The sequence below is a fragment of the Agrococcus sediminis genome, from assembly GCF_007923295.1.
Taxonomy (GTDB): domain Bacteria; phylum Actinomycetota; class Actinomycetes; order Actinomycetales; family Microbacteriaceae; genus Agrococcus; species Agrococcus sediminis.
On record NZ_VOIR01000013.1, the window covers coordinates 240,601 to 264,510 of the forward strand.

A 23,910-nucleotide genomic window follows, 5' to 3' on the forward strand; every position below is an offset into this window, starting at 1 on the left:
CGCGCTCCGAGCGCGCGCGCCTCAGGCGTCGATGCGGTCGCGGTCGACCTGCGACGTGACGATGAGCTCGCGCCGCGGCGCCACGTCGTTGCCCATGAGCAGCTCGAAGACCTCGCTCGCCCGCTCGGCGTCGCTGATCGTGACGCGGCGCAGGGTGCGGCGCGAGCGGTCCATGGTCGTCTCGGCCAGCTGGTCGGCGTCCATCTCGCCGAGGCCCTTGTAGCGCTGCGGCGGCTCGTGCCACCCCTTGCCGGCCTTCTTGAGCCGCGCGAGCGTGCGGTGCAGCTCGGCGTCCGAGTAGGTGTAGACGGCCTCGTCCGGCTTGCCGCGGTGCTTGACGAGCACGCGGTGCAGCGGCGGCACGGCCGCGAAGACGCGCCCCTCGTCGATGAGCGGCCGCATGTAGCGGTGGATGAGCGTGAGCAGCAGGGTGCGGATGTGGGCGCCGTCGACATCGGCGTCCGACAGCATGATGATCTTGCCGTAGCGCGCGGCCGAGATGTCGAACGAGCGGCCGGATCCCGCCCCGATCGACTGGATGATCGCCGCGCACTCCGCGTTGGAGAGCATGTCGGCGACCGACGCCTTCTGCACGTTGAGGATCTTGCCGCGGATGGGCAGGATCGCCTGGAACTCGCTGTCGCGCGCGGGCTTCGCGGTGCCGAGCGCGCTGTCGCCCTCGACGATGAACAGCTCGGTCTGCGCGACGTCGTTCGAGCGGCAGTCGACGAGCTTCACCGGCAGCGACGACGACTCGAGCGCGCTCTTGCGCCGCGCGGTCTCCTTGAGCGAGCGCGCCGAGATGCGCGCCTTCATCTCGCTGACGACCTTCTCGAGCACCTGCGCGGCCTGCGCCTTCTCGTCGCGCTTCGACGAGGTGAGGATTCCGCCAAGCTCGCGCGCGACCACCTGGGCGACGATCTGGCGCACGGCGGGCGTGCCGAGCACCTCCTTCGTCTGGCCCTCGAACTGCGGCTCGGGCAGCCGCACCGTCACGACGGCGGTGAGGCCGGCGAGCGCGTCGTCCTTCTCCACCTTGTCGGTGCCCGCCTTGAGCTTGCGCGCGTTCACGGCGACCTGGTCGCGGATGAGCTTGAGCAGCGACTGCTCGAAGCCGGCCAGGTGCGAGCCGCCCTTGGGCGTCGCGATGATGTTCACGAACGTCTGCACGACGGTGTCGTAGCCGGTGCCCCAGCGCAGCGCGATGTCGACCTCGCACGTGCGGTCGACCTCGCGGGTGACCATGTGCCCGGTCGCCTCGTCGAGCACCGGGATCGTCTCCTGGAAGTCGCCCTCGCCGGTCAGGCGCCACGTCGCGGTGAGCGCGGGGTCGGGCGCGAGGTACTCGGCGAACTCGCTGATGCCGCCGTCGTACTTGAAGTCGTGCACGACGCGCTCGTCGGCGCGGTCGTCGATGATCCGGATCGCGAGGCCCGGCACGAGGAACGCCGTCTGGCGCGCCCGGCGCGAGAGCTCGTCGGCGAGGAAGTCGGCGCCCTTCGTGAACACCTGCGGGTCGGCCCAGTAGCGCACGCGCGTGCCCGTGACGCCCTTCGCGACCTTGCCGACCTTGCGCAGCCGCGACGCATCCACGAACGGCAGGAACGTCGCGTGCGGCGAGGGCTCACCCTCGTCGAGGAACTCCCCCGGCTCGCCGCGGTGGAACGACATGGCCCACGTCGCGCCGTCTCGGTCGACCTCGACGTCGAGGCGCTCCGAGAGGGCGTTGACGACGGATGCGCCGACGCCGTGGAGGCCGCCGGAGGACTTGTAGGCGCCGCCTCCGAACTTGCCGCCGGCGTGCAGCTTCGTGAAGATCACCTCGACGCCCGTGAGGCCCGTGCGCGGCTCGACGTCGATCGGCAGGCCGCGGGCGGTGTCGCGCACCTCGACGGAGCCGTCGCGGTGCAGCACGACCGTGATCGCGTCGCCATGGCCGCCGAGCGCCTCGTCGACCGAGTTGTCGATGATCTCCCACAGGCAGTGCATCAGGCCGCGCGAGTCGGTCGAGCCGATGTACATGCCCGGGCGCTTGCGCACCGCCTCGAGCCCCTCGAGCACCGTCAGGTGCCGCGCCGAGTAGTCGGATGCCGCAGCTGCCAACCGATCCCCCAATCCTCGCTCGACGCGCCCGGGCTGCAGCGGTCTGCGACCGGCCGAGTGGGCGCCGCCCGCCAGCCTAAGGCCGCGCGGGCCCGCGGAACGGCAGGGCGCGCGGCGCGGACGGGCGTTGCGCCGCTGGCGAACCGATGGCCGGATGACCGGGATCTGACAGACTCCCGTGCCACGATGGAGGTCAGGACGAAGAAGGAGGGCACCGTGAACGACACCCAGACCGCGACGCTCGAGGCCGACGAGGCGAACGCGCCGCTCAGCGCGCTCGACCGCTGCGACAGCTGCGGCGCCCAGGCATACGTCCGAGCGACCATGGCGAGCGGCACGCTGCTCTTCTGCGCGCACCACGCCGCGAAGCACCGCGAGGCGCTCGAGCCCGTCGCGCTCGTGTGGCACGACGAGAGCGCGAAGCTCGCCGAGCGCTGACGCAGACCGCGAAGCGGCCCGTCCCCTCGTGGGGCGGGCCGCTTCCGCGTGCGGGGGCTGCTCGCTACCCGCCGAAGGGGCCCTGCAGCCGCTGCAGGAAGCGCTTCGTGCGCTCGTGGCGCGGGTCGCCGAAGAGCTGCGCGGGCGCACCGCGCTCGACGACGACGCCCTCGTCGAAGAACGACACCTCGTCGGCGACCTCGCGCGCGAAGCCGAGCTCGTGCGTGACGACCGCCATCGTCCAGCCGTCGGCGGCCAGCTCGGTCATGACCGCGAGCACCTCGCCCACGAGCTCCGGGTCGAGCGACGAGGTGGGCTCGTCGAACAGCAGCATCGACGGCGCGAGGGCGAGCGCGCGCACGATCCCGACGCGCTGCTGCTGGCCGCCGGAGAGCGACGACGGGTAGGCGTCCGCCTTCTCGCGCAGGCCGACGCGGTCGAGCAGCGCCAGCGCATCCGCCGTGGCCTCGTCGCGGTCGCGGCCCTGCACGCGCACGGGCCCGATCGTGACGTTGCCGAGCACCGTCAGGTGCGGGAACAGGTGGTGCTGCTGGAAGACCATGGCGGATGCGCGGTGCAGCGCCGCGCGCTCGCGCCGGCCGGGCGGCCGGGCGAAGTCGATCGCGAGGTCGCCGATCCGCAGGCTCCCGGCGTCCGGCGTCTCGAGCCCGTTGAGCGAGCGGAGCACCGTCGTCTTGCCGGAGCCCGACGGGCCGATGAGCGCGTGGACGGTGCCGGGCGCGATGTCGAGGTCGACGCCGCGCAGCACGTGGTTCTCGCCGAACGACTTGTGCAGCCCGCGCGCCGACAGCAGGAGGCCGTCGGCGGCGGCGTCGGTGTGCTCAGACGGCATAGCGGTCGAGCCTCCTCTCGAGGCGGTCCTGCCCGCCGGCGAGCACGAGGCAGATGACCCAGTAGACGACGGCGGCGACGATGTAGATCGTGAGGAACTCGCCGCTCGGCGCGGCGATGCGCTGCGCCACGCGGAACAGCTCGGTGACGAGGATCACCGACGCGAGGGAGGTGTCCTTCACGAGCGAGATGAAGGTGTTCGACAGCGGCGGCACCGACACGCGCGCCGCCTGCGGGAGCACGATGCGCCAGAGCGCCTGGCCCCGCGACATGCCCACCATCGCCGCGGCCTCCCACTGCCCGCGCGGGATCGAGAGGATCGCGGCGCGGATGATCTCGGCCGCGTAGCCGCCGACGTTGAGCGAGAGGGCGATGATCGCGCTCGGCCAGGGGTCGAGCGTGATCCCGATCTGCGGCATGCCGTAGAAGATCACGAACAGCTGCACGAGCATCGGGGTGCCGCGGATGACCGAGATGTAGCCGCGCGCGACGGCCGAGAGCCACGCGATGCCCGAGATGCGCATGAGCGCCATCCCGATCGCGATCAGGAGGCCGAGCGAGAACGACGCGAGGGTGAGCGGGATGGTGCCGGTGATCGCGCCGAGGGCGATGGGCCCCAGCGAGTCGAGCACGAGCTGCCAGTTCACGACGCGAGCCTAGAGGCTCGGCGCGCGCACGGACGCGGCCCCGGCGAGCGCCGGGGCCGGTGTCCGCGAGGTGCGCCCGTCACGGCTGCGAGACGTCCTCGCCGAAGTAGCGCTCCGAGATCTCGGCGAGCGTGCCGTCGGCGGCGAGCGCGGCGAGCGCCTCGTCGACCGCGGCTACGAGCGACTCGCTGCCGGCGCGGAACGCGACGGCGCTCTCGCTGACCTCCTCGGTCTCGGCGACCACCTCGAGGCCCGTCTCGCCGCCCTGCGACTGCTCGTAGTCGAGGAAGGTCAGGCGGTCGTTGATCGTGGCATCGACGCGACCCTGGCGCAGCAGCTCGGCGGCCTGGGCGAAGCCCTCGACCTCCTCGACGTCGGCGCCCGCGTCGGTGGCGACCTCGGCCCAGTTGCTCGTGAGCGACTGGGCGCTCGTGCGGCCCTCGAGCGCGTCGAAGCCGGTGATGTCGCTGCCCTCGGGCACGATCAGCACGCCCGGCGAGTAGGTGTACGGCGTGCTGAACTCGTAGCGCTCGAGGCGCTCGGGCGTGATCGAGACCTGGTTGGCGATGACGTCGAAGCGGCCGGAGTCGAGGCCCGCGAAGATCGCGTCCCACTGGGTCTCCTGGAACTCCACCTCGACGCCCAGCTCCTCCGCCACCGCGGTGATCACCTCGACGTCGTAGCCGGTCAGCTCGCCCGCCCCGCCCTCGTGGAACGAGAACGGCGAGTAGGTGCCCTCGGTGCCGACGACGAGCACGCCCGCCTCCTGCACCTGCTCGAGGGTGAGGCCGGTCGAGCTCGGCTCGCCGCTCGCGGCGGGCTCGGAGCCCGAGGAGCAGCCGACGAGGGCGACGGATGCAGCGGCGAGGGCCGCGAGGACGACCGCGGGACGGGCGTGGGTCATGACTTCTCCTTCTTGGGGGCAACACTCCATGTTAGAGCATGAGCGGCCCCGGAGACGACGCAGGCCGCCCCGGCGAACGGGGCGGCCTGCGGGCGCTGGATGCCGGTGCGGCCTACTCCAGGTAGTCGCGCAGCTGCTGCGAGCGCGAGGGGTGGCGCAGCTTCGCCATCGTCTTCGACTCGATCTGGCGGATGCGCTCGCGCGTCACGCCGAAGGTGTCGCCGATCTGGTCGAGCGTCTTGGGCATGCCGTCGCCGAGGCCGAAGCGCATGCGGATCACGCCCGCCTCGCGCTCCGAGAGCGAGTCGAGCAGCGACTCGAGCTGGCGCTGCAGCATCGTGAAGCCCACCGCGTCGGCGGGCACGACCGCCTCGGTGTCCTCGATCAGGTCGCCGAACTCGCTGTCGCCGTCCTCGCCGAGGGGCGTGTGCAGCGAGATGGGCTCGCGGCCGTACTTCTGCACCTCGATGACCTTCTCGGGGGTCATGTCGAGCTCGCGGGCCAGCTCCTCGGGGCTCGGCTCGCGGCCGAGGTCCTGGAGCATCTGGCGCTGCACGCGGGCGAGCTTGTTGATGACCTCGACCATGTGCACCGGGATGCGGATCGTGCGCGCCTGGTCGGCCATGGCGCGGGTGATGGCCTGGCGGATCCACCACGTCGCGTACGTGGAGAACTTGAAGCCCTTCGTGTAGTCGAACTTCTCGACCGCGCGGATGAGGCCCAGGTTGCCCTCCTGGATGAGGTCCAGGAACTGCATGCCGCGGCCGGTGTAGCGCTTCGCGAGCGAGACCACGAGGCGCAGGTTGGCGCCCAGCAGGTGGCTCTTGGCGCGCTGGCCGTCGCGGGCGATGCGCGTGAGGTCGCGCTTGAGCTGCCAGTCGAGGTCGGGCTCGAGCGAGAGCTTCTCCTCGGCGAACAGGCCCGCCTCGATGCGCATGGCGAGGTCGACCTCCTGCTCGGCGTTCAGCAGCGCGACCTTGCCGATCTGCTTCAGGTAGTCCTTGACCGGATCGGCGGTGGCGCCGGTGATCTGGGTGGCGGCGGGCTCGTCGTCGTCGCCCGAGAGGCGCAGGGCGCCCGTCGGCAGCTTCTCGACGTGGACCTCCTCCTCCTCCTCCTCGGCCTCGGCCTCCTCGGCGACCTCCTCGGTCTCCTCGACCTCGGGCTCGGCGGCCTTGCGGCGCCCGCCGCGCGCGGGCTTGGCCGCGGCGGCGTCGACGACCTCGGTCCCGTCGGCCTCACCGGCCTTGGCACGGGTCGCCTTCGCCTTCGCGGCGGTCGTCTTGGCGGCCGTGGTCTTCGCGGCCGTGGTCTTCGCAGCGGCCGCCTTCGCAGCGGTCGTCTTCGCGGCCGGCGCCTTCGCAGCGGTCGTCTTCGCGGCAGCGGTCTTCGCCGGCGCCTTGGCGGCGGCGGTCTTGGTGGCGGCGGCCTTCGCCGGCGCCTTCGCGGCAGGAGCCTCGGCGCCGGTGGCCTGCTCGGGCTCGGCGGCCTTCGCGGTGCTGCGGCGCGAGCTCGCGGTGGTCTCCTTGGCTGGCATGCGTCCTCCGGTGGGTCTCGGGCGCCTGGCCCCGTCGTGGATCGTGCGCGATCCGGACTGAGGGCAGTCGAATGACCCATGTCAAGTCCGGCGGCGGGCGCCGGTCTCGACTGGGTCGGTCTTGACAGTATAGCGCTGCATGTGGCATGCGCATTCCCCGAGCGCCGGGAGCGCCGCCTCAGTGCCCGCGACGGCGCATCCGGCGGGCGATCGCCTGCCACACGGGCGCGACCTCGATGCCCTCCTCGCGCAGCCTCGAGCGCGTGATGCGGCGCATCCGCACCACCATCGCGAAGCCGAGCGCGAGCACGACGAACTGCGACGAGAGCGCGATGCGGAACGCGTCCCAGTCGTAGAGCCCGACCTGCTCCCCCGCTGCCGTGCGCACCGAGTGCACGACGTCGAGGATGATGCCGACCGCCGGCATGATCGCGAACGACGCGAGGAACCCGCCGATGTTGACGACGCCGTTGGCCGAGCCGAGCACGCGCAGCGGGTTGAAGGTGCGCGCGAAGTCGAAGCCGACGGTCGAGCCCGGGCCGGCGATGCCGAGCACGACGACGAGCACGACGACGAGCCAGGTGGGCGGATGCCCGGGCCACACGAGCACGACGGCCCATGTGAGCGCGACGATGCCGACGATGCACAGCACGAGCGTCGAGCGGCGGAGCGGGAAGCGCGCCGTCGCGATGCCCACGATCGGCCCGACGACCATGCCGGTGACCACCACGACCGTCATGAGCCGAGCCGCGTCCGGCTGCGAGTAGCCGAGCCCGTCGACGAGCATCGGGAAGCCCCACAGCAGCAGGAAGACGTTCGTCGAGGCGAGCAGCGAGAAGTGCGTCCAGAAGCCGAGCCGCGTGCCGGGCTGGCGGAACGCCGCCTGCAGCCGCGGCCACCAGCCCTCGGGGACGTCGATTGAACCGGTCGCCGGCGCCCCGCCGCGCGGCGCGTCGAACACCACGAGCAGGACGAGCACGAGGATGACGGCACCTGCGACCGCGAGGGTGCCGAACGAGAGCCGCCAGCCGATCTCGTTGAGCAGCCACACGAACGGGATCGCCGACATGAGCTGCCCGACCTGCCCGGTCGTGGCGGTCCACTGCGACATCTGCGCGACGATCGGCCCGCGGAACCACCCCGACTGCAGCCGGATGACCGAGATGAAGGTGGCGGCGTCGCCGATGCCGAGCAGCACGCGGCCCGCGATCGCGAGCGGCAGGTCCTCGGCGAGGGCCACCATCGCCTGGCCGCCGACCATGATCGCGGCGCCGGAGGCGATGAGCACGCGCGGCCCGAAGCGGTCGAGCAGCACGCCGACGGGCACCTGCATCGCGGCGTAGACGCCCACCTGCACCGCGCCGAGCGTCGCGAGCAGGGTCGCGGCCACCTCGAAGCGCTCCGCGGCGGCGGGGCCGGCCACGCCGAGCGACGAGCGGTGCAGGATCGCCATCATGTAGGCGATCGCGCCGACTCCCCAGACCAGCCAGGAGCGGGCGCTGTTCATGCCAGCGGATCCGGTCCCGGCCGCCGGCGCTCCTGCAGGTAGCGCTCGAGCTCCTCGGCGATCTCGTCGGCGCTCGGCAGCGAGCCGTCCTCGTCGGTGAGCGGTGACCGCACCGACGTCTGCGCCATGAACGCGTCGTAGCGGGCCTCGAGCGTGCGCACGACGCGCTGCAGCTCCTCGTTCGTCTCCATCTGCTGCGCGACGAGCTGCTGGAACTCGCGGTCGGCGGTGCGCAGCTCCTCGGTGCGGAAGGCGAGCGAGGTCGCGCTCGTCACCCCCTCGAGCGCGGCGAGCGCGGGCCCGGCCGAGCCGGACTCCCCCACGTAGTGCGGCACGAGCACCGTGAAGGTCGCCACGGGAGCCGAGCCCTGCAGGCGGTGCTCGATCCGGTGGATGACCGACGCGGGCACCGACGAGACTGGGCGCCAGGCCGAGTACTGCTCGATCAGCTCCGTGCGGTTGCCCGAGACCGTCGAGACGAGCGGGCGCGTGTGCGGCACGGGCATGCCGATCGAGGTGATGATCGTCGTCGACGCCACCTCGAGGTGCTCGAGCAGCTCGAGCAGGGCGTCGGTGAAGCGCTCCCACATCCAGTCGGGCTCCGGGCCCGTCAGCAGCAGGAAGGGCGCCCCCGCGTCGTCCTCGACCAGCAGCACCGTGAGCGTGTGCGGCAGGTACTCCTCGATGTGGTCCTCGTTGAAGAGCATCCGCGGCCGGCGCGAGCGGTGGTCGATGAGGAGGTCGGTGTCGAACTCGACGATGCCTCGGTGCGGGAGGGTGTCGAGGATCGCGGCGGCGGCGGCCTCGGCCGCGGCGCCGGCGTCGACGAAGCCGTGGATCGCGATCACGAGGTCGAGCCCGCGCGGCACCGTCTCGAGGTCCTCGAGGGCCAGTGTCAGCTCGTGCGGTTCGAACACGGCTCCAGCCTAGTGATGGGCGGCGGACGGGGAGCCCGACGTCGCCGGTATCCTCGTGACCCATGCCCATCCCCGCGCTCTCGATCATCGCCCGCCCCGAAGACGCCACCGCCGAGCTCACCGTGCACGGCGTCACCGCCGGCGACGAGCCCGCCGCCCAGGGCTTCGACCCCGAGCTGCTCTCGGGCCTGGGCATCACCGGCAAGCGGGAGCAGGTGACCCGAGCCGTCGTCGACGGCCGTGCCGTCGCCTTCGTCGGCCTCGGCGACGACCTCTCGTCGGCACGGCTGCGCGAGGTCGCCGGCGCCGCGGTGCGCGCGCTCCGCGACGTGCCGTCGCTCGCGCTCGCGCTCCCGGTGACGACGACCGACGACGTGCTCGCGGTGCTCGAGGGCGCGGCGCTCGGCGCGTACCGCTACACCGGGCTGAAGCGCGACCAGCGGCCCGGCGTGCTCGAGATCGCCGTGGTCGCCGGCGAGGCCGAGGTGACCGAGACGGTCGTCGCCATGGCGCAGGCCGCATCGCAGGCGGTGTGGACGACGCGCGACCTCGCCAACACGCCGCCCAACCTCCTGAGCCCCGTCGAGTTCGCCGACCGCGTGGTCGCCGAGGGCGAGGCCGCGGGCCTGAGCGTCGTGGTGCGCGACGAGGAGCGCCTCCGGCGCGAGGGCTTCGGCGGCATCCTCGCCGTCGGCCAGGGCTCGAGCCGCCCGCCGCGGCTCGTGACGATCGAGCACGCGCCCGAGAACGCCACCCGCCACGTCGTGCTCGTCGGCAAGGGCATCACCTTCGACTCCGGCGGCCTCTCGCTGAAGCCCGCCGCGTCGATGCAGCACATGAAGTACGACATGACCGGCGCCGCGACGGTGCACGCCGTCGTCGTCGCCGCGGCGGCGCTCCAGCTGCCCATCCGCATCACCGCGCACCTGTGCCTCGCCGAGAACCTCGTCTCGTCGACGTCGACGCGCCCCGACGACGTGATCACCATGCGCGGCGGCACCACGGTCGAGGTCACGAACACCGACGCCGAGGGGCGCCTCGTGATGGCCGACGGGCTCGTGCTCGCGAGCGAGGCGATGCCCGACGCGATCATCGACGTCGCGACGCTCACCGGCGCGCAGCAGATCGCGCTCGGCAACCGCGTCAGCGGCGTGATGGGCAACGACGACGCGTTCGTCGACGCCGTCGTGCGCGCGGGCCGCGAGGTGGGCGAGCAGCTGTGGCCCATGCCCATCCCCGAGGAGATGCTGCCGATGCTCGACTCGGAGGTCGCCGACCTCGCGAACGCCAAGGTCGGCAACCGCGCCGGCGGCATGCTGCTGGCGGCAGCCTTCCTCGCCGAGTTCATCGGCGAGCGCGACGGCGCGCGCATCCCGTGGGCGCACCTCGACATCGCCGGCCCCTCGACCAACACCGGCTCCGCCTTCGGCTTCACCCCGGTGGGCGCGACGGGCGTGACCGTGCGCGGGCTGCTGCGCATGCTGTCGAAGATGTCGCGCTCGGCCGAGTGATCGACGAACTCCGAGGTGCTTCCGACTAGGCTGGCACGGGCAAGAACTGCCCTGCACCGCCGCGCCCACCGGCGCGGCGACGAAGGATCATAAGGAGCGAGTGCGTGTCCGATCAGAGCTTTGACATCGTCGTCCTGGGCGGAGGCAGCGCGGGCTACGCCGTGGCGCTGCGCGCCGTGCAGCTCGGCAAGACCGTCGCGATCGTCGAGAAGGACAAGCTCGGCGGCACCTGCCTGCACAAGGGCTGCGTGCCCACGAAGGCGATGCTGCACTCGGCCGAGGTCGCCGACGTCGTGCGCGACTCCGAGGAGGCGGGCGTCGACGCGGAGCTCAAGGGCATCGACATCCAGCGCGTGACCGCGTTCCGCGAGGGCATCGTCTCCAAGAAGTTCAAGGGCCTGCAGGGCCTCATCAAGGCCAAGGGCATCCCGGTGTTCGAGGGCGAGGGCAAGCTCACCTCCCCCACGACCGTGCAGGTCGGCGACCAGACCCTCACCGGTTCGAGCATCGTGCTCGCGACGGGCTCCTACCCGAAGACGCTCCCGGGCCTCGAGATCACCGGCAACGTCATCACGAGCGAGCAGGCGCTGCAGCTCGACTGGATCCCGCAGCGCGCGGCGATCCTCGGCGGCGGCGTGATCGGCGTCGAGTTCGCCAGCGTCTGGCGCTCCTTCGGCGTCGAGGTGACGATCATCGAGGGGCTCCCCCACCTCGTCCCGAACGAGGAGGAGTCGGTCTCGAAGCAGTTCGAGCGCGCCTACAAGAAGCGCGGCATCCAGTTCAAGGTCGGCGCGCGCTTCTCCGGCGTGACGCAGGACGACTCGGGCGTGCACGTCTCGCTCGAGAGCGGCGAGACGATCGACGCCGACCTGCTGCTCGTCGCCGTCGGCCGCGGCCCCGTCACGGCCGGCCTCGGCTACGAGGAGGTCGGCGTGCAGCTCGACCGCGGCTTCGTCACGGTCGACGAGCGCCTGCAGACCTCCGTGCCCGGCGTCTACGCCGTCGGCGACATCGTCCCGGGCCTGCAGCTCGCGCACCGCGGCTACCAGCAGGGCATCTTCGTCGCCGAGGAGATCGCGGGCCTGTCGCCGCGGCTCGTCGACGACCGCAACATCCCGAAGGTCACCTACTCCGACCCCGAGGTCGCGTCCATCGGCTACACCGAGGCGAAGGCCAAGGAGGAGTTCGGCGACGACAAGGTCGAGAGCTACGAGTACTCGCTGGGCGGCAACGCCAAGAGCGAGATCGTCGGCACGACGGGCAGCGTGAAGGCGGTGCGCGTGAAGGACGGCCCCGTCGTCGGCGTGCACATGATCGGCCGCCGCGTCGGCGAGCTGATCGGCGAGGCGCAGCTGATCGTCAACTGGGAGGCGTACCCGGAGGATGTCTCGCAGCTGATCCACGCGCACCCGACGCAGCACGAGTCCCTCGGCGAAACGATGCTGAAGCTCGCCGGCACGCCCCTCCACGCCATCTGATCGAGCCACAGGAGATCACCGCATGACTGACATCCAGCTTCCCGCCCTCGGCGAGAGCGTCACCGAGGGCACGATCACCCGCTGGCTCAAGGCCGTGGGCGACGAGGTCGCCGTCGACGAGCCCATCGTCGAGGTCTCGACCGACAAGGTCGACACCGAGGTGCCCTCGCCCGTCGCCGGCACCATCACCGAGATCCTGGCCGACGAGGACGACACCGTCGAGGTCGGCGCGGTCATCGCGCGCGTCGGCGACGCGAGCGACGCACCGGCCGAGCAGGCTCCGGCCGAGGAGGCCCCCGCCGAGGAGGCACCGGCCGAGGAGCCCGCCGCCGAGACCGCCACCGAGGGCACCGATCCCGAGGCGGACCAGGAGGCCGACGAGGAGTCCGCCGCCGAGGCGCAGGAGTCGCCCTCGCAGGAGGCGGAGCAGGCCGAGGAGGCCCCGCAGCAGGCGCCCGCGGCCGAGGCGAAGCCCGCAGCCGGCGGCGGCACCGACATCACGCTCCCCGCGCTCGGCGAGAGCGTCACCGAGGGCACGATCACCCGCTGGCTCAAGGCCGTGGGCGACGAGGTCGCGGTCGACGAGCCCATCGTCGAGGTCTCGACCGACAAGGTCGACACCGAGGTGCCCTCGCCCGTCGCCGGCACCATCACCGAGCTGCTCGCCGACGAGGACGACACCGTCGACGTCGGCGCCGTCATCGCCCGCGTGGGCGGAGCGGCTGCCGCGCCGGCCGACGAGCCGAAGACCGACGAGCCGCCGGCCGACGCCGACGGCTCCGCGCAGGCGCAGGACGCAGCACCGGCCCCGCAGGCCGAGCCCGCTGAGCCCTCCACCGAGCAGCCCGAGCCCGCCAAGGCTCCCGAGGCCGAGGCACCGAAGGCCGAGGAGCCCAAGGCGGAGCCGAAGGCCGAGGAGCCCAAGGCTGAGCCGAAGGCCGAGGAGCCGAAGGCAGCGCCCGCGCAGCCCGCCGCGCCCAAGGCGCCGGCAGCGCCGGCCCCGGCAGCCCCCGCACCCGCGGCTCCGGCCGCCGCGGCACCGGCACCGGCAGCACCGGCACCAAGCGCCTCCGGCTCGCCGTACGTCACGCCCATCGTGCGCAAGCTGGCGAACGAGCGCGGCGTCGACCTGGCGAGCCTGACCGGCTCCGGCGTGGGCGGGCGCATCCGCAAGGAGGACGTGCTGGCCGCCGCCGAGGCGAAGCCCGCCGAGGCACCGGCCGCGGCCGAGGCCCCCGCGGCATCCGCCGCCGAGGTCGAGGTGTCGCCGCTGCGCGGCACCACGGCACCGATGTCGCGGCTGCGCAAGGTCGTGGCGAAGCGCGCGGTCGAGTCGATGCAGACGCTCGCCCAGCTCACCACCGTGGTCGAGGTCGACGTGACGAAGGTCGCGAAGCTCCGCGATGCCAAGAAGGCGGCCTTCCAGGAGGAGACCGGGCAGAAGCTCACGTTCCTGCCGTTCTTCACGCAGGCGGCGGTCGAGGCGCTCAAGTCGCACCCGCTGATCAACGCCACGGACGACGGCGAGCAGATCACCTACCCCGACACCGAGAACCTCTCGATGGCGGTCGACACCGAGCGGGGCCTGCTGACCCCGGTCATCCGCGACGCGGGCTCGAAGAGCATCCGCGAGCTGACGGCCGAGATCGCCGACCTCGCGCAGCGCACCCGCGACAACAAGCTGAGCCCCGACGAGCTCGCCGGCGGCACGTTCACGCTGACGAACACGGGCTCGCGCGGCGCGCTGTTCGACACCCCGGTCGTGTTCCAGCCGCAGCGCGCCATCCTCGGCGTCGGCACGGTCGTGAAGCGCCCCGTGGTCGTGCAGGTCGACGGCCAGGACTCGATCGCGGTCCGCTCGATGGTGTTCCTCGCCCTGTCGTACGACCACCGCATCATCGACGGCGCCGACGCGGCCCGCTACCTCGGCCAGGTCAAGGCCCGGCTCGAGGAGGGCGCCTTCGAGGTCTAGCCAGACCCCGGCTGCGCCGACCACGCGTCGCGCAGCACCCAACCGGCCTCGGTGCTCATCGCGAGCACCGAGGCCGGTGCCGTCTCGGAGACCACCCGCAGCAGCCACGCGTCGCCCAGCTGCTGCACGACCTCGAGGCGCCCGTCGTCGGGCATCCGCCACGGCTCGTCGGCGACGAGCTGCGGGCTGTCGGGCTCGTGCAGGCCGACGAGGCACGCGGCGTCGCCGGCGTCGAGGCACGCCTCCCGCTCGGCGAGCAGGGCGGCCGCTCCCGCGAGCGGATCCGCAGTCACGGCGCCCGCTGCTGCATCGGCGGCATGGGGCGCGTCGGGCGCGCGGGACGGCTCGGTCGGCGCGGTGCTCGCGGGCTCGGTCGGCGCGGTCGCGGCAGTGGCATCGTCGGACGGCGCGTCTGCGCCGGCCGAGCCCGCCGGCAGCGCGAGCCCGAGCGCGATCGCGCCCGCGACGGCGCTCGCGCCCGCGACCGCCCAGAACCTCGGGCGCACCGAGCCAGCAGCCCCGCGTGCGCGCTCGAGCAGCGGGCCGCCCCGCGCCGCCGCGCGGTCGAGCAGCAGCGCGGCCCGCGACCAGAGCGCGTCGACGCCGCCCGCGCGGTCGCGGCGGCGCAGCCCGGCTCCGTGCCTCTGGGCGCCGCGGGCTCCGGCGCGATGCTCGGCCTCGCCGCGCGTCAGCGGCGGATCGAGCGCGAGCGGCAGCCCGGGCCAGGCCGCGAGCAGCGCGTCGCCCGCGACGGCGAGGTCGCGCCGCTCGAGGGCGGTCTCGACCGCCGCCGGCAGCGCGGCGCCGGCCGCCTCGACGACGGTCGCCGCGAGGCGCCGCCACGCGTCGACGTCCGCGGCGACCGCGGGGCTCGCGTCGCGCCACGCCTCGGTCGGCCTCGCCGTCTCGACCCGCGCGCCCGCCGCGAGCAGGAGCGGGGCGCCGTCGGGATCGAGCCGCACGTCCTGCGCGCCGAACCCGTCGACGGCGGCGCCGACCGCGTGCAGCGCGGCCAACGCGGCCGCGACCGGCGCGAGCGCCGTCACCGCCTCGCCGGGCGCCGGTGCACCGCGCTGCAGGAGCCAGGCGGCCAGGTCGCGCGGCAGCAGGGGGCGGATGACCACGGCTCCCCCGTCGGTCGCGACGTCGAGGATGGGCACGAGGTGCGGATGCGCGGCGGCCAGCACAGCCTCGGCCTCCCTGGCGAGCGCGTCGTCGGCACCCGCCCGGCTGCGATGCACCTCGACCGCCGAGCCCGACGCATCCGCCGCCACCCACGCCTCGCGCTCGCCGTCGTGCCGCAGCGCCCGCACCAGCTGCAGCCCGGCGATCGTCGCCGGCCCCGTCGCTCCCTCGTCGTCCACGGCGGCGACCATGCCACCGGGGCGCGCGGCGCCGGGGCCTGCGCGCGACCGCCTGTGGAGAGCGGGCCGCTCCCGCGCCGGTATCCTGGACGGCATGGCACGCGACAGCGAGAAGGAGCCCGGCAGGCTCAAGACGATGTGGTCGATCTTCCAGATGACCCGCAGGAACGACCGGGCCGCGCTGCCGCTGATGCTGCTGGCGCTGCTGGGCCCGATCGCACTCGTCACGGTGCTCGCGATCGTGCTGCGCCAGGACCCGCTGTTCTTCGTGCTCTGGATCATCTCCGGCGTGCTCATCGGCCTGATGCTGATGATGATGGTGCTCACCTGGCGGGCCGAGAAGATCGCGTTCGCGCAGATCGAGGGCCGCCCCGGCGCCGTCGGCGCCGTGCTGAAGAACGGCCTGCGCGGCAACTGGACGACGAGCGAGATGCCCGTCGCCGTGAACCCGCGCACGCAGGACGCGATCTACCGCGCCGTCGGCAAGCCCGGCGTCGTGCTCATCGCGGAGGGGCCGCGCGAGCGCGTCGCCCGCCTGCTCGCCGACGAGCAGCGCAAGGTCAAGCGGATCGTGCCGAACGTGCCGATCCACGTCGTCGAGATCGGCCCCGACTCGACCACGCCGCTGCGCCGCCTGACGCGCACGATGCGCCGCCTGAAGCGCACGCTGTCGCGCGCCGAGGTGATGGCGGTCGCGAACCGGCTCACGTCGCTCGGCCAGGCGAACCTGCCCATCCCCAAGGGCATCGACCCGCGCAGGGTGCGGCCCGGCCGCCCCCGCTGACGTAACACCGCCGAAACATCGGCGTCACCGGCGGGCAACGGCTCCTGCGTAGCGTCGAAGGCACGGCGTTCGCCCACCCCCAACCGCAAGTCAGGAGCATCATGTTCAAGGATTCCTCCGAGGTCCTCGCCTACATCAAGGACGAGGAGGTGAAGTTCCTCGACATCCGCTTCACCGACCTGCCGGGCGTGCAGCAGCACTTCAACATCCCCGCGTCGACGGTCGACGAGGAGTTCTTCACGGTCGGCCAGCTGTTCGACGGCTCGTCGATCCGCGGCTTCGCGAACATCCACGAGTCCGACATGCAGCTCATCCCGGACGTGACGACCGCGTACGTCGACCCCTTCCGCGAGCACAAGACGCTCGTGATGATCTTCGACATCTACAACCCGCGCACGGGCGAGATCTACCACCGCGACCCGCGCCAGGTCGCGCACAAGGCGGAGCAGTACCTCGCCTCGACCGGCATCGCCGACACCGCGTTCTTCGCGCCCGAGGCGGAGTTCTACATCTTCGACGACGTGCGCTACTCGGTGACGCAGAACCAGTCGTTCTTCTCGGTCGACTCCGAGGAGGGCGCCTGGAACACCGGTCGCGTCGAGGAGGGCGGCAACCTCGCCAACAAGACCCCGTACAAGGGCGGCTACTTCCCCGTCTCGCCGGTCGACAAGCAGGCCGACCTGCGCGACGACATCGTGCTGAAGCTCGAGGCGATCGGCCTGCAGGTCGAACGCAGCCACCACGAGGTCGGCACCGGCGGCCAGGCCGAGATCAACTACCGCTTCAACACGATGGTGAAGGCGGCCGACGAGATCCTCGCCTTCAAGTACATCGTGAAGAACACGGCCGAGGAGTGGGGCAAGACGGCGACGTTCATGCCGAAGCCGCTCTTCGGCGACAACGGCTCGGGCATGCACACGCACCAGTCGCTGTGGCTCGACGGCAAGCCGCTCTTCTTCGACGAGAACGGCTACGGCAACCTCTCCGACGTCGCCCGCTGGTACATCGGCGGCCTGCTCGCGCACGCGCCGGCTGTCCTCGCGTTCACGAACCCGTCGATCAACTCGTACCACCGCCTCGTCAAGGGCTTCGAGGCGCCGGTCAACCTGGTCTACTCGGCCGGCAACCGCTCGGCGGCCATCCGCATCCCCATCACCGGCTCGAACCCGAAGGCGAAGCGCATCGAGTTCCGCGCTCCCGACGCCGCGTCGAACCCGTACCTCGCGTTCGCTGCGCAGATGATGGCCGGCCTCGACGGCATCAAGAACCGCATCGAGCCGCACGAGCCGGTCGACAAGGACCTCTACGAGCTGCCGCCCGAGGAGGCCAAGGACATCCCCCAGGTGCCCGGCACGCTCGAGGAGGCGCTCGTCGCGCTCGAGCAGGACCACGAGTTCCTCCTCGAGGGCAACGTGTTCACGAAGGACCTGATCGACACCTGGATCGCGTACAAGCGCGAGCACGAGATCCTGCCGATGGCGCAGCGTCCGCACCCGTTCGAGTTCGAGCTCTACTACGGGGTCTGACGCCGTCGCGGCGCACTGACGGGGGCCGGGTTCCTTGGGGGGACCCGGCCCCTCTATGCGCTCAGAGCGCGACGGCCTCGCCGCAGATGCCGCACACCTCGAGCTCGCGGCGGCGCCAGCGGGCGATGGGGATGAAGAACAGCGTGAACTGCTGGAAGGTCTGCACCCGCGACCAGACGGTCGTGTTGCCGCAGCGCGGGCACGTGCGCGTCGCGCCCGGGCCGAGGTCGCGCTGCTTGCCGCCGAAGCCGAAGATGAAGAGCATCGCGCCAGGATAGGCGTCGCTCCTCGACGCCGGCCGCGCGAGCGGTGGATCAGTCCTCGTAGAACAGCCGGTCGAAGACCCGGCGCGCGCGCCGCGTCGTCGCGAGGTACTCCTCCTCGAGCGCCTGCGCGGAGTGCGCGGGCATGCCGATCAGGCGCGCGACCGCCTCGAGCTCGTCGCGGTCGACCGGCAGCAGGTCGGTCGAGCGGGCGCGTGCGAGCGCGAGGGCGTTCCGGATGCGCGTGGCCAGGCTCCACGCGGCCCGCAGGGTCTCGGCGTCGCGCTCGCCGACCAGGTCGGCGCGCGCCGCCGCGGCGAGCGCCTCGAGCGTCGACGTCGTGCGCAGGCTCTCCTCGCGGCCGGCGTGCCGCAGCTGCAGCAGCTGCACGAGCCACTCCACGTCGCTCAGCGAGCCGTCGCCGAGCTTCAGGTGCCGGCGCCGGTCGGCGCCCCTCGGCAGCCGCTCGGCCTCGACGCGCGCCTTGATGCGGCGCACCTCGCGCACCGACGACGCCGGGAAGTCGGCCGGGTAGCGGCGCTCGTCGATGACGGCCATGAGCTCGCCTGCGAGCACGGCGTCGCCGGCGAAGGGGCGCGCCCGCAGCAGCGCCTGCGCCTCCCACGGCTCCGACCAGCGCTCGTAGTAGGCGCGGTAGCTCTCGAGCGTGCGCACGAGCGGGCCCTGACGGCCCTCCGGCCGCAGCCCCGCATCCATCTCGAACGGCAGCGTCGGGTCGGCGAGCGTCTCCTGCACGCGGCGGATGACGGCGGTCGCGGCTGCGACCGGGTCGCCCTCGCCGCGCACGACGTGCATGACGTCGATGTCGCTGCCGAAGCCGATCTCGCGGCCGCCCGTGCGCCCCATGGTGATCGTCGCGAGCCGCAGGCCCTCGGGCCGGTGGAGCGCGATGGCCGCGTCGACGAGGGCCGCGGCGATGCCGGTGAGGGCCGCGCCGACCGCCGACTCGTCGATGCGCTGCAGCGCGCTCGCCATCGCGACGCGCAGGTGCTCGCGCCGGCGCAGCGTGCGCAGCGCCTGCCGCAGCGCGTCGGCGTCGCCGGCATGGCGGGCGAGCACGGCGGCGGCCTCGTCGCGCAGCGCCTCCTCGGAGCGCGGCCGCAGCTGGTCGTCGTCGTCGAGCCACGATGCGGCCTCGGGGATGCGCTCCATGAGCGCGCCGATGAGCTTCGATGAGGAGAGGAGCCGCGTCAGGCGCCGCGCGGCGACGGGCGAGTCGCGCAGCATGCGCAGGAACCAGGGGCTCTCCCCCAGCGCCTCGCTCAGCCGCCGGAACGACAGCAGGCCCATGTCGGGATCGACGCCCTCGGCGAACCAGCCGAGCAGCACCGGCAGCAGCAGCCGCTGGATCTGCGCGCGCCGGCTGACGCCGCCGGTGAGCTCGGCGATGTGCCCGAGCGCGCCCTTCGCGTCGACGTAGCCGGAGGCGCGCAGCCGGCGCGCGGCGTGCTCGGGCGTGAGCCGCACGTCGTCGTGCGCGAGCGACGCGACCGCGCCGAGCAGCGGCCGGTAGAACAGCCGCTCGTGCAGCGTGCGCACCGCGCGCCGGACCGCCTGCCACCGCTCGTCGAGGGCCGACGCATCCGCGAGCCCCGCCGTGCGCGCGAGCCGCCGCAGCTCGTCCTGCTCGACGGGCATGAGGTGCGTGCGGCGCATGCGCCAGAACTGGATGCGGTGCTCGAGCACGCGCAGGAACCGGTAGTGGGCGCCGAACTCGTCGCGGTCGGCGCGCCCGATGATGCCGCGCGCGGCCAGCGCGTCGAGCGCCTCGAGCGTGCCTCGCTGGCGCAGGCTCTCGTCGTCGGCGCCGTGCACGAGCTGCAGCAGCTGCACGGTGAACTCGATGTCGCGCAGGCCCCCGGGCCCGAGCTTCAGCTGCCGGGGCACCTCGTCGGCGGGGATGTGCTCGGTGACGCGCTCGCGCATGCGCTGCACCGACTCGACGAAGCCCTCGCGGCCCGACGACTCCCACACCTTCGCGCGCACGGCCTCCTCGTAGGCGGCGCCCAGCTGCCGGTCGCCGGCGATCGCGCGCGCCTTGAGCAGCGCCTGGAACTCCCACGACTTCGCCCACCGGTCGTAGTAGGCGACGTGCGAGGCGAGCGTGCGGGTGAGCGCGCCGTCCTTGCCCTCGGGGCGCAGGTTCGCGTCGACCTCCCACAGCGGCGGCGCCGCCTGGAACTGCGCGCACGCCGCAGCGGTCTCGCGCGCGAGCAGCGTGGCGATCTGGGTCGCGGCGGGGTCGTCGACGCCGTCCGCCTCGTGCACCCAGATCACGTCGACGTCGCTCAGGTAGTTGAGCTCGCGCGCGCCGGTCTTGCCCATGCCGATGACCGCGAGCCGCACGCCGTCGGCCTGCTCGCCGAAGCGCTCCCTCGCGGCGGCGCGGGCGATCGCGAGTCCCGCCTCGAGCGCCGCGGAGGCCAGGTCGGCGAGCGCCGTCGAGACCCGCTCGACGTGCTCCACCGGGTCGGGCAGCCCCAGGTCCCACGCGACGAGCTCGGTCAGGTGGCGGCGGTAGCGGCCGCGCATCGCGGCGACGGCGGCGTCCTTCGGCGTGCGCGCGACGCCGTCTGCGGCGTCGACCGCCTCGAGCAGGCTCCGGCGGTAGTCGTCGGCGCCCGCGGGCGCCGACGGGCGAGCGGCGACGTCGAGGTCCTCGGCGTGCCGCTCGAGGTGCTCGGCGATGCCGAGCGAACCACCGAGCACCCGCATGAGCGACGCGCGCGACGCCTCGTCGCCCGTCGCGGCCGACAGATCGATCCCGGCCCGCACGAGGCGCACGAGCATCTGCAGGGCCGTGTCCGGGTCGGCGGCGCGCGAGCACTCCTCGACGAGGCCCGTGAGCCCCTCCGGCAGCTCGTCGAGGCACGCCTCGGCGCGGCTCGGCTCGCGGAAGCCCAGCTGCGCCAGGCGGGTCCGCGGCGAGGGGACGCGCATGCGCTACAGGGAGAGCAGGTTCGACTCGAGCTCGACCCGGGTCACCTGCGCGCGGTACCGCTGCCAGTCCTCGCGCTTGTTGCGCACGAAGAACGAGAAGACCTGCTCGCCGAGCGTCTCGGCGACGAGCTCCGACTCCTCCATCGCGCCGATCGCGCGGTCGAGGCTCGCGGGCAGCGGCTTGTAGCCGAGCGCCTTCCGCTCGCGGTCGGAGAGCTGCCAGATGTCCTCGATCGCCTCGTCGGGCAGCTCGTAGCCCTCCTCGATGCCCTTGAGGCCCGCGGCCAGCAGCACCGAGAACGCGAGGTACGGGTTCGCCGCGGAGTCGAGGCCGCGGTACTCGACGCGGGCCGACTGCGCCTTGTTCGGCTTCGACAGCGGCACGCGCACGAGCGCCGAGCGGTTGTTGTGGCCCCAGCTGACGTAGCTGGGGGCCTCGTCGCCCGACCACATGCGCTTGTAGGAGTTGACGAACTGGTTCGTGACGGCGGTGATCTCGGGCGCGTGGTGCAGCAGGCCCGCCATGAACTGGCGGCCCACCTTCGACAGCCGGTACTCGCCCGCCGGGTCGTGGAAGGCGTTGCGCTCGCCCTCGAACAGCGACATGTGCGTGTGCATGCCGCTGCCGGGCTGGCCCTCGAACGGCTTCGGCATGAAGGTCGCGTACACACCCTCCTGCATCGCGACCTCCTTCACCACGGTGCGGAAGGTCATGATGTTGTCGGCGGTCGAGAGCGCGTCGGCGTAGCGCAGGTCGATCTCGTTCTGGCCCGGGCCCGCCTCGTGGTGGCTGAACTCGACCGAGATGCCGATGTCCTCGAGCATGCGCACGCTCGCGCGGCGGAAGTCGTGCGCGGTGCCGCCGGGCACGTTGTCGAAGTAGCCGGCGCGGTCGACGGGCTCGGGGTGCGCGACGTCAGCCGACTTCAGCAGGTAGAACTCGCACTCGGGGTGCGTGTAGAAGCTGAAGCCGCGATCGGCGGCCTTCGCGAGCGTGCGCTTCAGCACGTGCCGCGGGTCGGCCGCGGCGGGCTGGCCGTCGGGGGTCGAGATGTCGCAGAACATGCGCGCGGTCGGGTCGATCTCGCCGCGCCAGGGCAGGATCTGGAACGTCGACGGGTCGGCCTTCGCGATGACGTCGGCCTCGGAGGAGCGCGAGAGCCCCTCGATCGACGAGCCGTCGATGCCGAGGCCCTCGGTGAAGGCGCCCTCGACCTCGGCGGGCGCGATCGCGACGGACTTCAGCGTGCCGAGCACATCCGTGAACCACAGCCGCACGAACTTCACGCCGCGCTCCTCGATCGTGCGAAGCACGAAGTCCCGCTGCTTGTCCATCCGCGTCCCCCCTGTTGACCTCCCCTCAGGCTAGTGGTCGCGGCCGGGCGTGCGGTTAGGCTCGGGGCATGGCAGCGAGCGACAGCGCACAGGAGCAGGCAGCCCCCTACGGCGGCGGCTCGGCAGGGCCCAAGCGCGTGCGCATCCGGCACTTCCAGCAGGCGAAGCGCGACGGCGTGAAGATCACCGGGCTCACGAGCTACGACCACCTCACGGCGGGCATCTTCGACCGCGCGGGCATCGACTTCCTGCTCGTGGGCGACTCCGCCGGCAACACCGTCTTCGGCTACGACACCACGCTGCCCGTGACCGTCGACGAGCTCATCCCCCTCACCCGCGCGGTCGCGCGCGGCGCGAAGCGGGCGCTCGTGATCGCCGACCTGCCGTTCGGCTCGTACGAGACCAACCCGCGCGAGGCGGTGCACACCGCGATCCGCTTCATGAAGGAGACGGGCGCGCATGCCGTGAAGCTCGAGGGCGGCGAGCGCTCGGCCGAGCAGATCCGCCACATCGTCGAGGCCGGCATCCCGGTGATGGCGCACATCGGCTTCACGCCGCAGTCGGAGCACGGGCTCGGCGGCCACGTCATCCAGGGCCGAGGCGACCGCGGCGCGGCGCAGCTGCTGCGCGACGCGCGGGCCGTCGAGGAGGCGGGCGCCTTCGCCGTCGTGCTCGAGATGGTGCCCTCCGAGGCGGCGCGAGCCGTCACCGAGGCGCTCACGATCCCGACGATCTCGGTCGGCGCGGGCCCGCACTGCGACGGGCAGCTGCTCGTCTGGACCGACTGGGCCGGGCTCACGACCGGCCGCATCCCCCGCTTCGTCAAGCAGTACGCGCAGCTCGCGCAGACGCTCGAGGACGCCGCGAACGCCTTCCGCGAGGACGTCTCGTCGGGCGAGTACCCGGCGCCCGAGCACGAGTACGAGTAGCGACGTGCGCGTCGCCCTGCTGCTGCGCGGCGTGAACGTCGGCGGGGTCTCGGTGCGCTCGGCCGACCTCCGCGCCGTGCTCGAGGAGGCCGGCCTCGGCGAGGTGCGCACGGTGCTCGCGAGCGGCAACGCGCTCGTGACGGCGACGGATGCGCCGGCGGCCGCCGAGGCGGCCGAGCGCGGCCTCGAGGCGCGGTACGGCAGGCGCATCCGGGTGCTCGGCCTGCCGACGGCAGACCTCCAGCGCATCGTCGACGCCTACCCGCACGCGGAGGACGACGCGCACACGCCCTACGTGGTGCTCGAGCTCGAGCCGGGCGTCGCGCGCGAGCTCGCCGCGCTCGAGGCCGGCGACGGCGAGGCGATCGCGGCCGGCGCCGGGGTCGTCTACTGGTCGAACCCGAAGGGCACGACGCTCACGAGCCCGTTCGCGAAGGCGCTCGAGCACACTGCGAAGGACCGCGTCACGACGCGCAACCTGCGCACGCTGCGGAAGGTGCTCGCGGCGGCCTGAGCAGCGATCGGGCGGTCACCGCGCGATGACGCCGCGCGCTCGATCGGGCTGAGCGGGCCGTCGGCCGCCCCTGCCGCTCGAGGAGGCGCTCAGCCCGATCGAGCGCTCAGCCACCACGCGCATGCCTTCCACGTCTGCGTCGCCCAGCTCGCACTCGCGCACGCTGCACCGACTCCTCGAGGCCGGTCCTCACGTGGTGCAGCACGGGATGTGGCCGGCCGTCAGCACTGCGTCCCGCCACTGCGCGCGCCGCGCTCGGCTCCACTGGTTCCAGTCGCGCACCGCGCCGTCACGCTTCGCGATCGATCGCGCGAGCGTGCTCTTGCCGGCGCCGTTCAGCCCGACGAGCAGGTGCGCGAGGGCCACGG

20 protein-coding genes are annotated in these 23,910 nt (G+C 72.9%); 8 read left to right on the forward strand and 12 right to left on the reverse strand.

The features are described 5' to 3' along the window. Nucleotides 1-21 precede the first annotated feature (21 nt). Nucleotides 22-2,103, reverse strand: a complete 2,082-nt coding sequence (locus FQ330_RS06990; RefSeq protein WP_146356283.1) for a DNA gyrase/topoisomerase IV subunit B — start codon at nucleotides 2,101-2,103, stop codon at nucleotides 22-24. Nucleotides 2,104-2,319: 216 nt separating this feature from the next. Here FQ330_RS06990 and FQ330_RS06995 point away from each other — a divergent pair, with 216 nt between their 5' ends. Beyond that, a complete protein-coding gene (locus FQ330_RS06995) occupies nucleotides 2,320-2,541 on the forward strand; it encodes a DUF7455 domain-containing protein (protein WP_128190644.1) in 222 nt (73 codons plus the stop codon). A gap of 64 nt (nucleotides 2,542-2,605) precedes the next feature. On the opposite strand, the gene FQ330_RS07000 is transcribed toward FQ330_RS06995, so the two are convergent. The 6 genes from FQ330_RS07000 to FQ330_RS07025 form a co-directional block, all read right to left on the reverse strand. Next, nucleotides 2,606-3,394 carry an amino acid ABC transporter ATP-binding protein gene (locus FQ330_RS07000; protein ID WP_146356285.1) on the reverse strand — a complete coding sequence of 263 codons (789 nt, stop codon included), beginning with the start codon at nucleotides 3,392-3,394 and terminating at the stop codon, nucleotides 2,606-2,608. Beyond that, on the reverse strand, nucleotides 3,384-4,040 hold the full coding sequence (locus tag FQ330_RS07005; protein ID WP_146356287.1) for an amino acid ABC transporter permease: 657 nt from the start codon (nucleotides 4,038-4,040) through the stop codon (nucleotides 3,384-3,386). The genes FQ330_RS07000 and FQ330_RS07005 overlap by 11 nt, the downstream gene beginning before the upstream one ends. Nucleotides 4,041-4,119: 79 nt before the next feature. Beyond that, nucleotides 4,120-4,944, reverse strand: coding sequence for an amino acid ABC transporter substrate-binding protein (locus tag FQ330_RS07010; protein WP_128190641.1), 825 nt, complete (start codon nucleotides 4,942-4,944; stop codon nucleotides 4,120-4,122). 112 nt (nucleotides 4,945-5,056) lie between these two features. After that, nucleotides 5,057-6,481: an RNA polymerase sigma factor gene (locus tag FQ330_RS07015; RefSeq protein WP_146356289.1), complete on the reverse strand. Its 1,425-nt coding sequence runs from the start codon at nucleotides 6,479-6,481 to the stop codon at nucleotides 5,057-5,059. Nucleotides 6,482-6,659: 178 nt separating this feature from the next. Next, nucleotides 6,660-7,988: an MFS transporter gene (locus FQ330_RS07020; RefSeq protein ID WP_128190496.1), complete on the reverse strand. Its 1,329-nt coding sequence runs from the start codon at nucleotides 7,986-7,988 to the stop codon at nucleotides 6,660-6,662. After that, complete coding sequence (locus FQ330_RS07025; RefSeq protein ID WP_128190497.1) at nucleotides 7,985-8,905, reverse strand: PAC2 family protein; 921 nt, start codon at nucleotides 8,903-8,905, stop codon at nucleotides 7,985-7,987. Before FQ330_RS07025 ends, FQ330_RS07020 begins: the two co-directional genes overlap by 4 nt. A gap of 62 nt (nucleotides 8,906-8,967) precedes the next feature. On the opposite strand from FQ330_RS07025, the gene FQ330_RS07030 reads away from it, so the two are divergent. From FQ330_RS07030 to sucB, 3 genes are all read left to right on the forward strand, one after another. Beyond that, the gene (locus FQ330_RS07030; RefSeq protein ID WP_128190498.1) at nucleotides 8,968-10,416 is read left to right on the forward strand and encodes a leucyl aminopeptidase; all 1,449 of its coding nucleotides are present in this window, start codon (nucleotides 8,968-8,970) and stop codon (nucleotides 10,414-10,416) included. A 104-nt stretch (nucleotides 10,417-10,520) separates the two neighbouring features. Further along, on the forward strand, nucleotides 10,521-11,894 hold the full coding sequence (gene lpdA, locus FQ330_RS07035; protein WP_128190499.1) for a dihydrolipoyl dehydrogenase: 1,374 nt from the start codon (nucleotides 10,521-10,523) through the stop codon (nucleotides 11,892-11,894). 22 nt (nucleotides 11,895-11,916) lie between these two features. Then, the gene (gene sucB, locus FQ330_RS07040; protein WP_146356291.1) at nucleotides 11,917-13,866 is read left to right on the forward strand and encodes a 2-oxoglutarate dehydrogenase, E2 component, dihydrolipoamide succinyltransferase; all 1,950 of its coding nucleotides are present in this window, start codon (nucleotides 11,917-11,919) and stop codon (nucleotides 13,864-13,866) included. Here sucB and FQ330_RS07045 read toward each other — a convergent pair. Beyond that, nucleotides 13,863-15,230 (reverse strand): hypothetical protein, encoded by a 1,368-nt coding sequence (locus FQ330_RS07045; RefSeq protein ID WP_146356293.1) that lies wholly within the window; start codon nucleotides 15,228-15,230, stop codon nucleotides 13,863-13,865. The genes sucB and FQ330_RS07045 overlap by 4 nt on opposite strands. A 94-nt stretch (nucleotides 15,231-15,324) precedes the next feature. Between FQ330_RS07045 and FQ330_RS07050 the strand changes: the two genes are divergently transcribed. Both FQ330_RS07050 and glnA read left to right on the forward strand, forming a co-directional pair. Next, entirely contained in the window at nucleotides 15,325-16,014 is a 690-nt protein-coding gene (locus FQ330_RS07050) for a DUF4191 domain-containing protein (RefSeq protein WP_128188676.1), read from the forward strand. Between the two features lie 101 nt (nucleotides 16,015-16,115). Continuing rightward, a complete protein-coding gene (gene glnA, locus FQ330_RS07055; RefSeq protein ID WP_128188675.1) occupies nucleotides 16,116-17,540 on the forward strand; it encodes a type I glutamate--ammonia ligase in 1,425 nt (474 codons plus the stop codon). Between the two features lie 61 nt (nucleotides 17,541-17,601). Here glnA and FQ330_RS07060 read toward each other — a convergent pair whose 3' ends face one another. The 3 genes from FQ330_RS07060 to FQ330_RS07070 are packed head-to-tail and all read right to left on the reverse strand — an operon-like array spanning nucleotide 17,602 to nucleotide 22,099. After that, entirely contained in the window at nucleotides 17,602-17,805 is a 204-nt protein-coding gene (locus FQ330_RS07060) for a zinc-ribbon domain-containing protein (RefSeq protein ID WP_128188674.1), read from the reverse strand. 49 nt (nucleotides 17,806-17,854) lie between these two features. Further along, nucleotides 17,855-20,764 (reverse strand): bifunctional [glutamine synthetase] adenylyltransferase/[glutamine synthetase]-adenylyl-L-tyrosine phosphorylase, encoded by a 2,910-nt coding sequence (locus tag FQ330_RS07065; RefSeq protein ID WP_146356295.1) that lies wholly within the window; start codon nucleotides 20,762-20,764, stop codon nucleotides 17,855-17,857. A gap of 3 nt (nucleotides 20,765-20,767) precedes the next feature. After that, nucleotides 20,768-22,099 (reverse strand): glutamine synthetase family protein, encoded by a 1,332-nt coding sequence (locus FQ330_RS07070; protein ID WP_128188672.1) that lies wholly within the window; start codon nucleotides 22,097-22,099, stop codon nucleotides 20,768-20,770. Nucleotides 22,100-22,167: 68 nt separating this feature from the next. Here FQ330_RS07070 and panB point away from each other — a divergent pair, with 68 nt between their 5' ends. Together panB and FQ330_RS07080 are read left to right on the forward strand one after the other, a co-directional pair. Continuing rightward, nucleotides 22,168-23,028, forward strand: a complete 861-nt coding sequence (gene panB / locus FQ330_RS07075) for a 3-methyl-2-oxobutanoate hydroxymethyltransferase (RefSeq protein ID WP_128188671.1) — start codon at nucleotides 22,168-22,170, stop codon at nucleotides 23,026-23,028. A gap of 4 nt (nucleotides 23,029-23,032) precedes the next feature. Then, the gene (locus FQ330_RS07080; protein WP_146356297.1) at nucleotides 23,033-23,542 is read left to right on the forward strand and encodes a DUF1697 domain-containing protein; all 510 of its coding nucleotides are present in this window, start codon (nucleotides 23,033-23,035) and stop codon (nucleotides 23,540-23,542) included. A gap of 189 nt (nucleotides 23,543-23,731) precedes the next feature. On the opposite strand, the gene FQ330_RS13290 is transcribed toward FQ330_RS07080, so the two are convergent. Beyond that, on the reverse strand, nucleotides 23,732-23,908 hold the full coding sequence (locus FQ330_RS13290) for a hypothetical protein (protein ID WP_192575867.1): 177 nt from the start codon (nucleotides 23,906-23,908) through the stop codon (nucleotides 23,732-23,734). Between the last annotated feature and the right edge of the window lie 2 nt (nucleotides 23,909-23,910).

Excerpts from the sequence above, each read along its gene's own strand:
- FQ330_RS07000 (WP_146356285.1), bottom strand. The coding sequence starts at position 3,394 with ATGCCGTCTGAGCACACCGACGCCGCCGCCGACGGCCTCCTGCTGTCG.
- FQ330_RS07010 (WP_128190641.1), bottom strand. The coding sequence starts at position 4,944 with ATGACCCACGCCCGTCCCGCGGTCGTCCTCGCGGCCCTCGCCGCTGCA.
- FQ330_RS07015 (WP_146356289.1), bottom strand. The coding sequence starts at position 6,481 with ATGCCAGCCAAGGAGACCACCGCGAGCTCGCGCCGCAGCACCGCGAAG.
- FQ330_RS07020 (WP_128190496.1), bottom strand. The coding sequence starts at position 7,988 with ATGAACAGCGCCCGCTCCTGGCTGGTCTGGGGAGTCGGCGCGATCGCC.
- FQ330_RS07030 (WP_128190498.1), top strand. The coding sequence starts at position 8,968 with ATGCCCATCCCCGCGCTCTCGATCATCGCCCGCCCCGAAGACGCCACC.
- sucB (WP_146356291.1), top strand. The coding sequence starts at position 11,917 with ATGACTGACATCCAGCTTCCCGCCCTCGGCGAGAGCGTCACCGAGGGC.
- FQ330_RS07050 (WP_128188676.1), top strand. The coding sequence starts at position 15,325 with ATGGCACGCGACAGCGAGAAGGAGCCCGGCAGGCTCAAGACGATGTGG.
- glnA (WP_128188675.1), top strand. The coding sequence starts at position 16,116 with ATGTTCAAGGATTCCTCCGAGGTCCTCGCCTACATCAAGGACGAGGAG.
- FQ330_RS07060 (WP_128188674.1), bottom strand. The coding sequence starts at position 17,805 with ATGCTCTTCATCTTCGGCTTCGGCGGCAAGCAGCGCGACCTCGGCCCG.
- FQ330_RS07065 (WP_146356295.1), bottom strand. The coding sequence starts at position 20,764 with ATGCGCGTCCCCTCGCCGCGGACCCGCCTGGCGCAGCTGGGCTTCCGC.
- FQ330_RS07070 (WP_128188672.1), bottom strand. The coding sequence starts at position 22,099 with ATGGACAAGCAGCGGGACTTCGTGCTTCGCACGATCGAGGAGCGCGGC.
- panB (WP_128188671.1), top strand. The coding sequence starts at position 22,168 with ATGGCAGCGAGCGACAGCGCACAGGAGCAGGCAGCCCCCTACGGCGGC.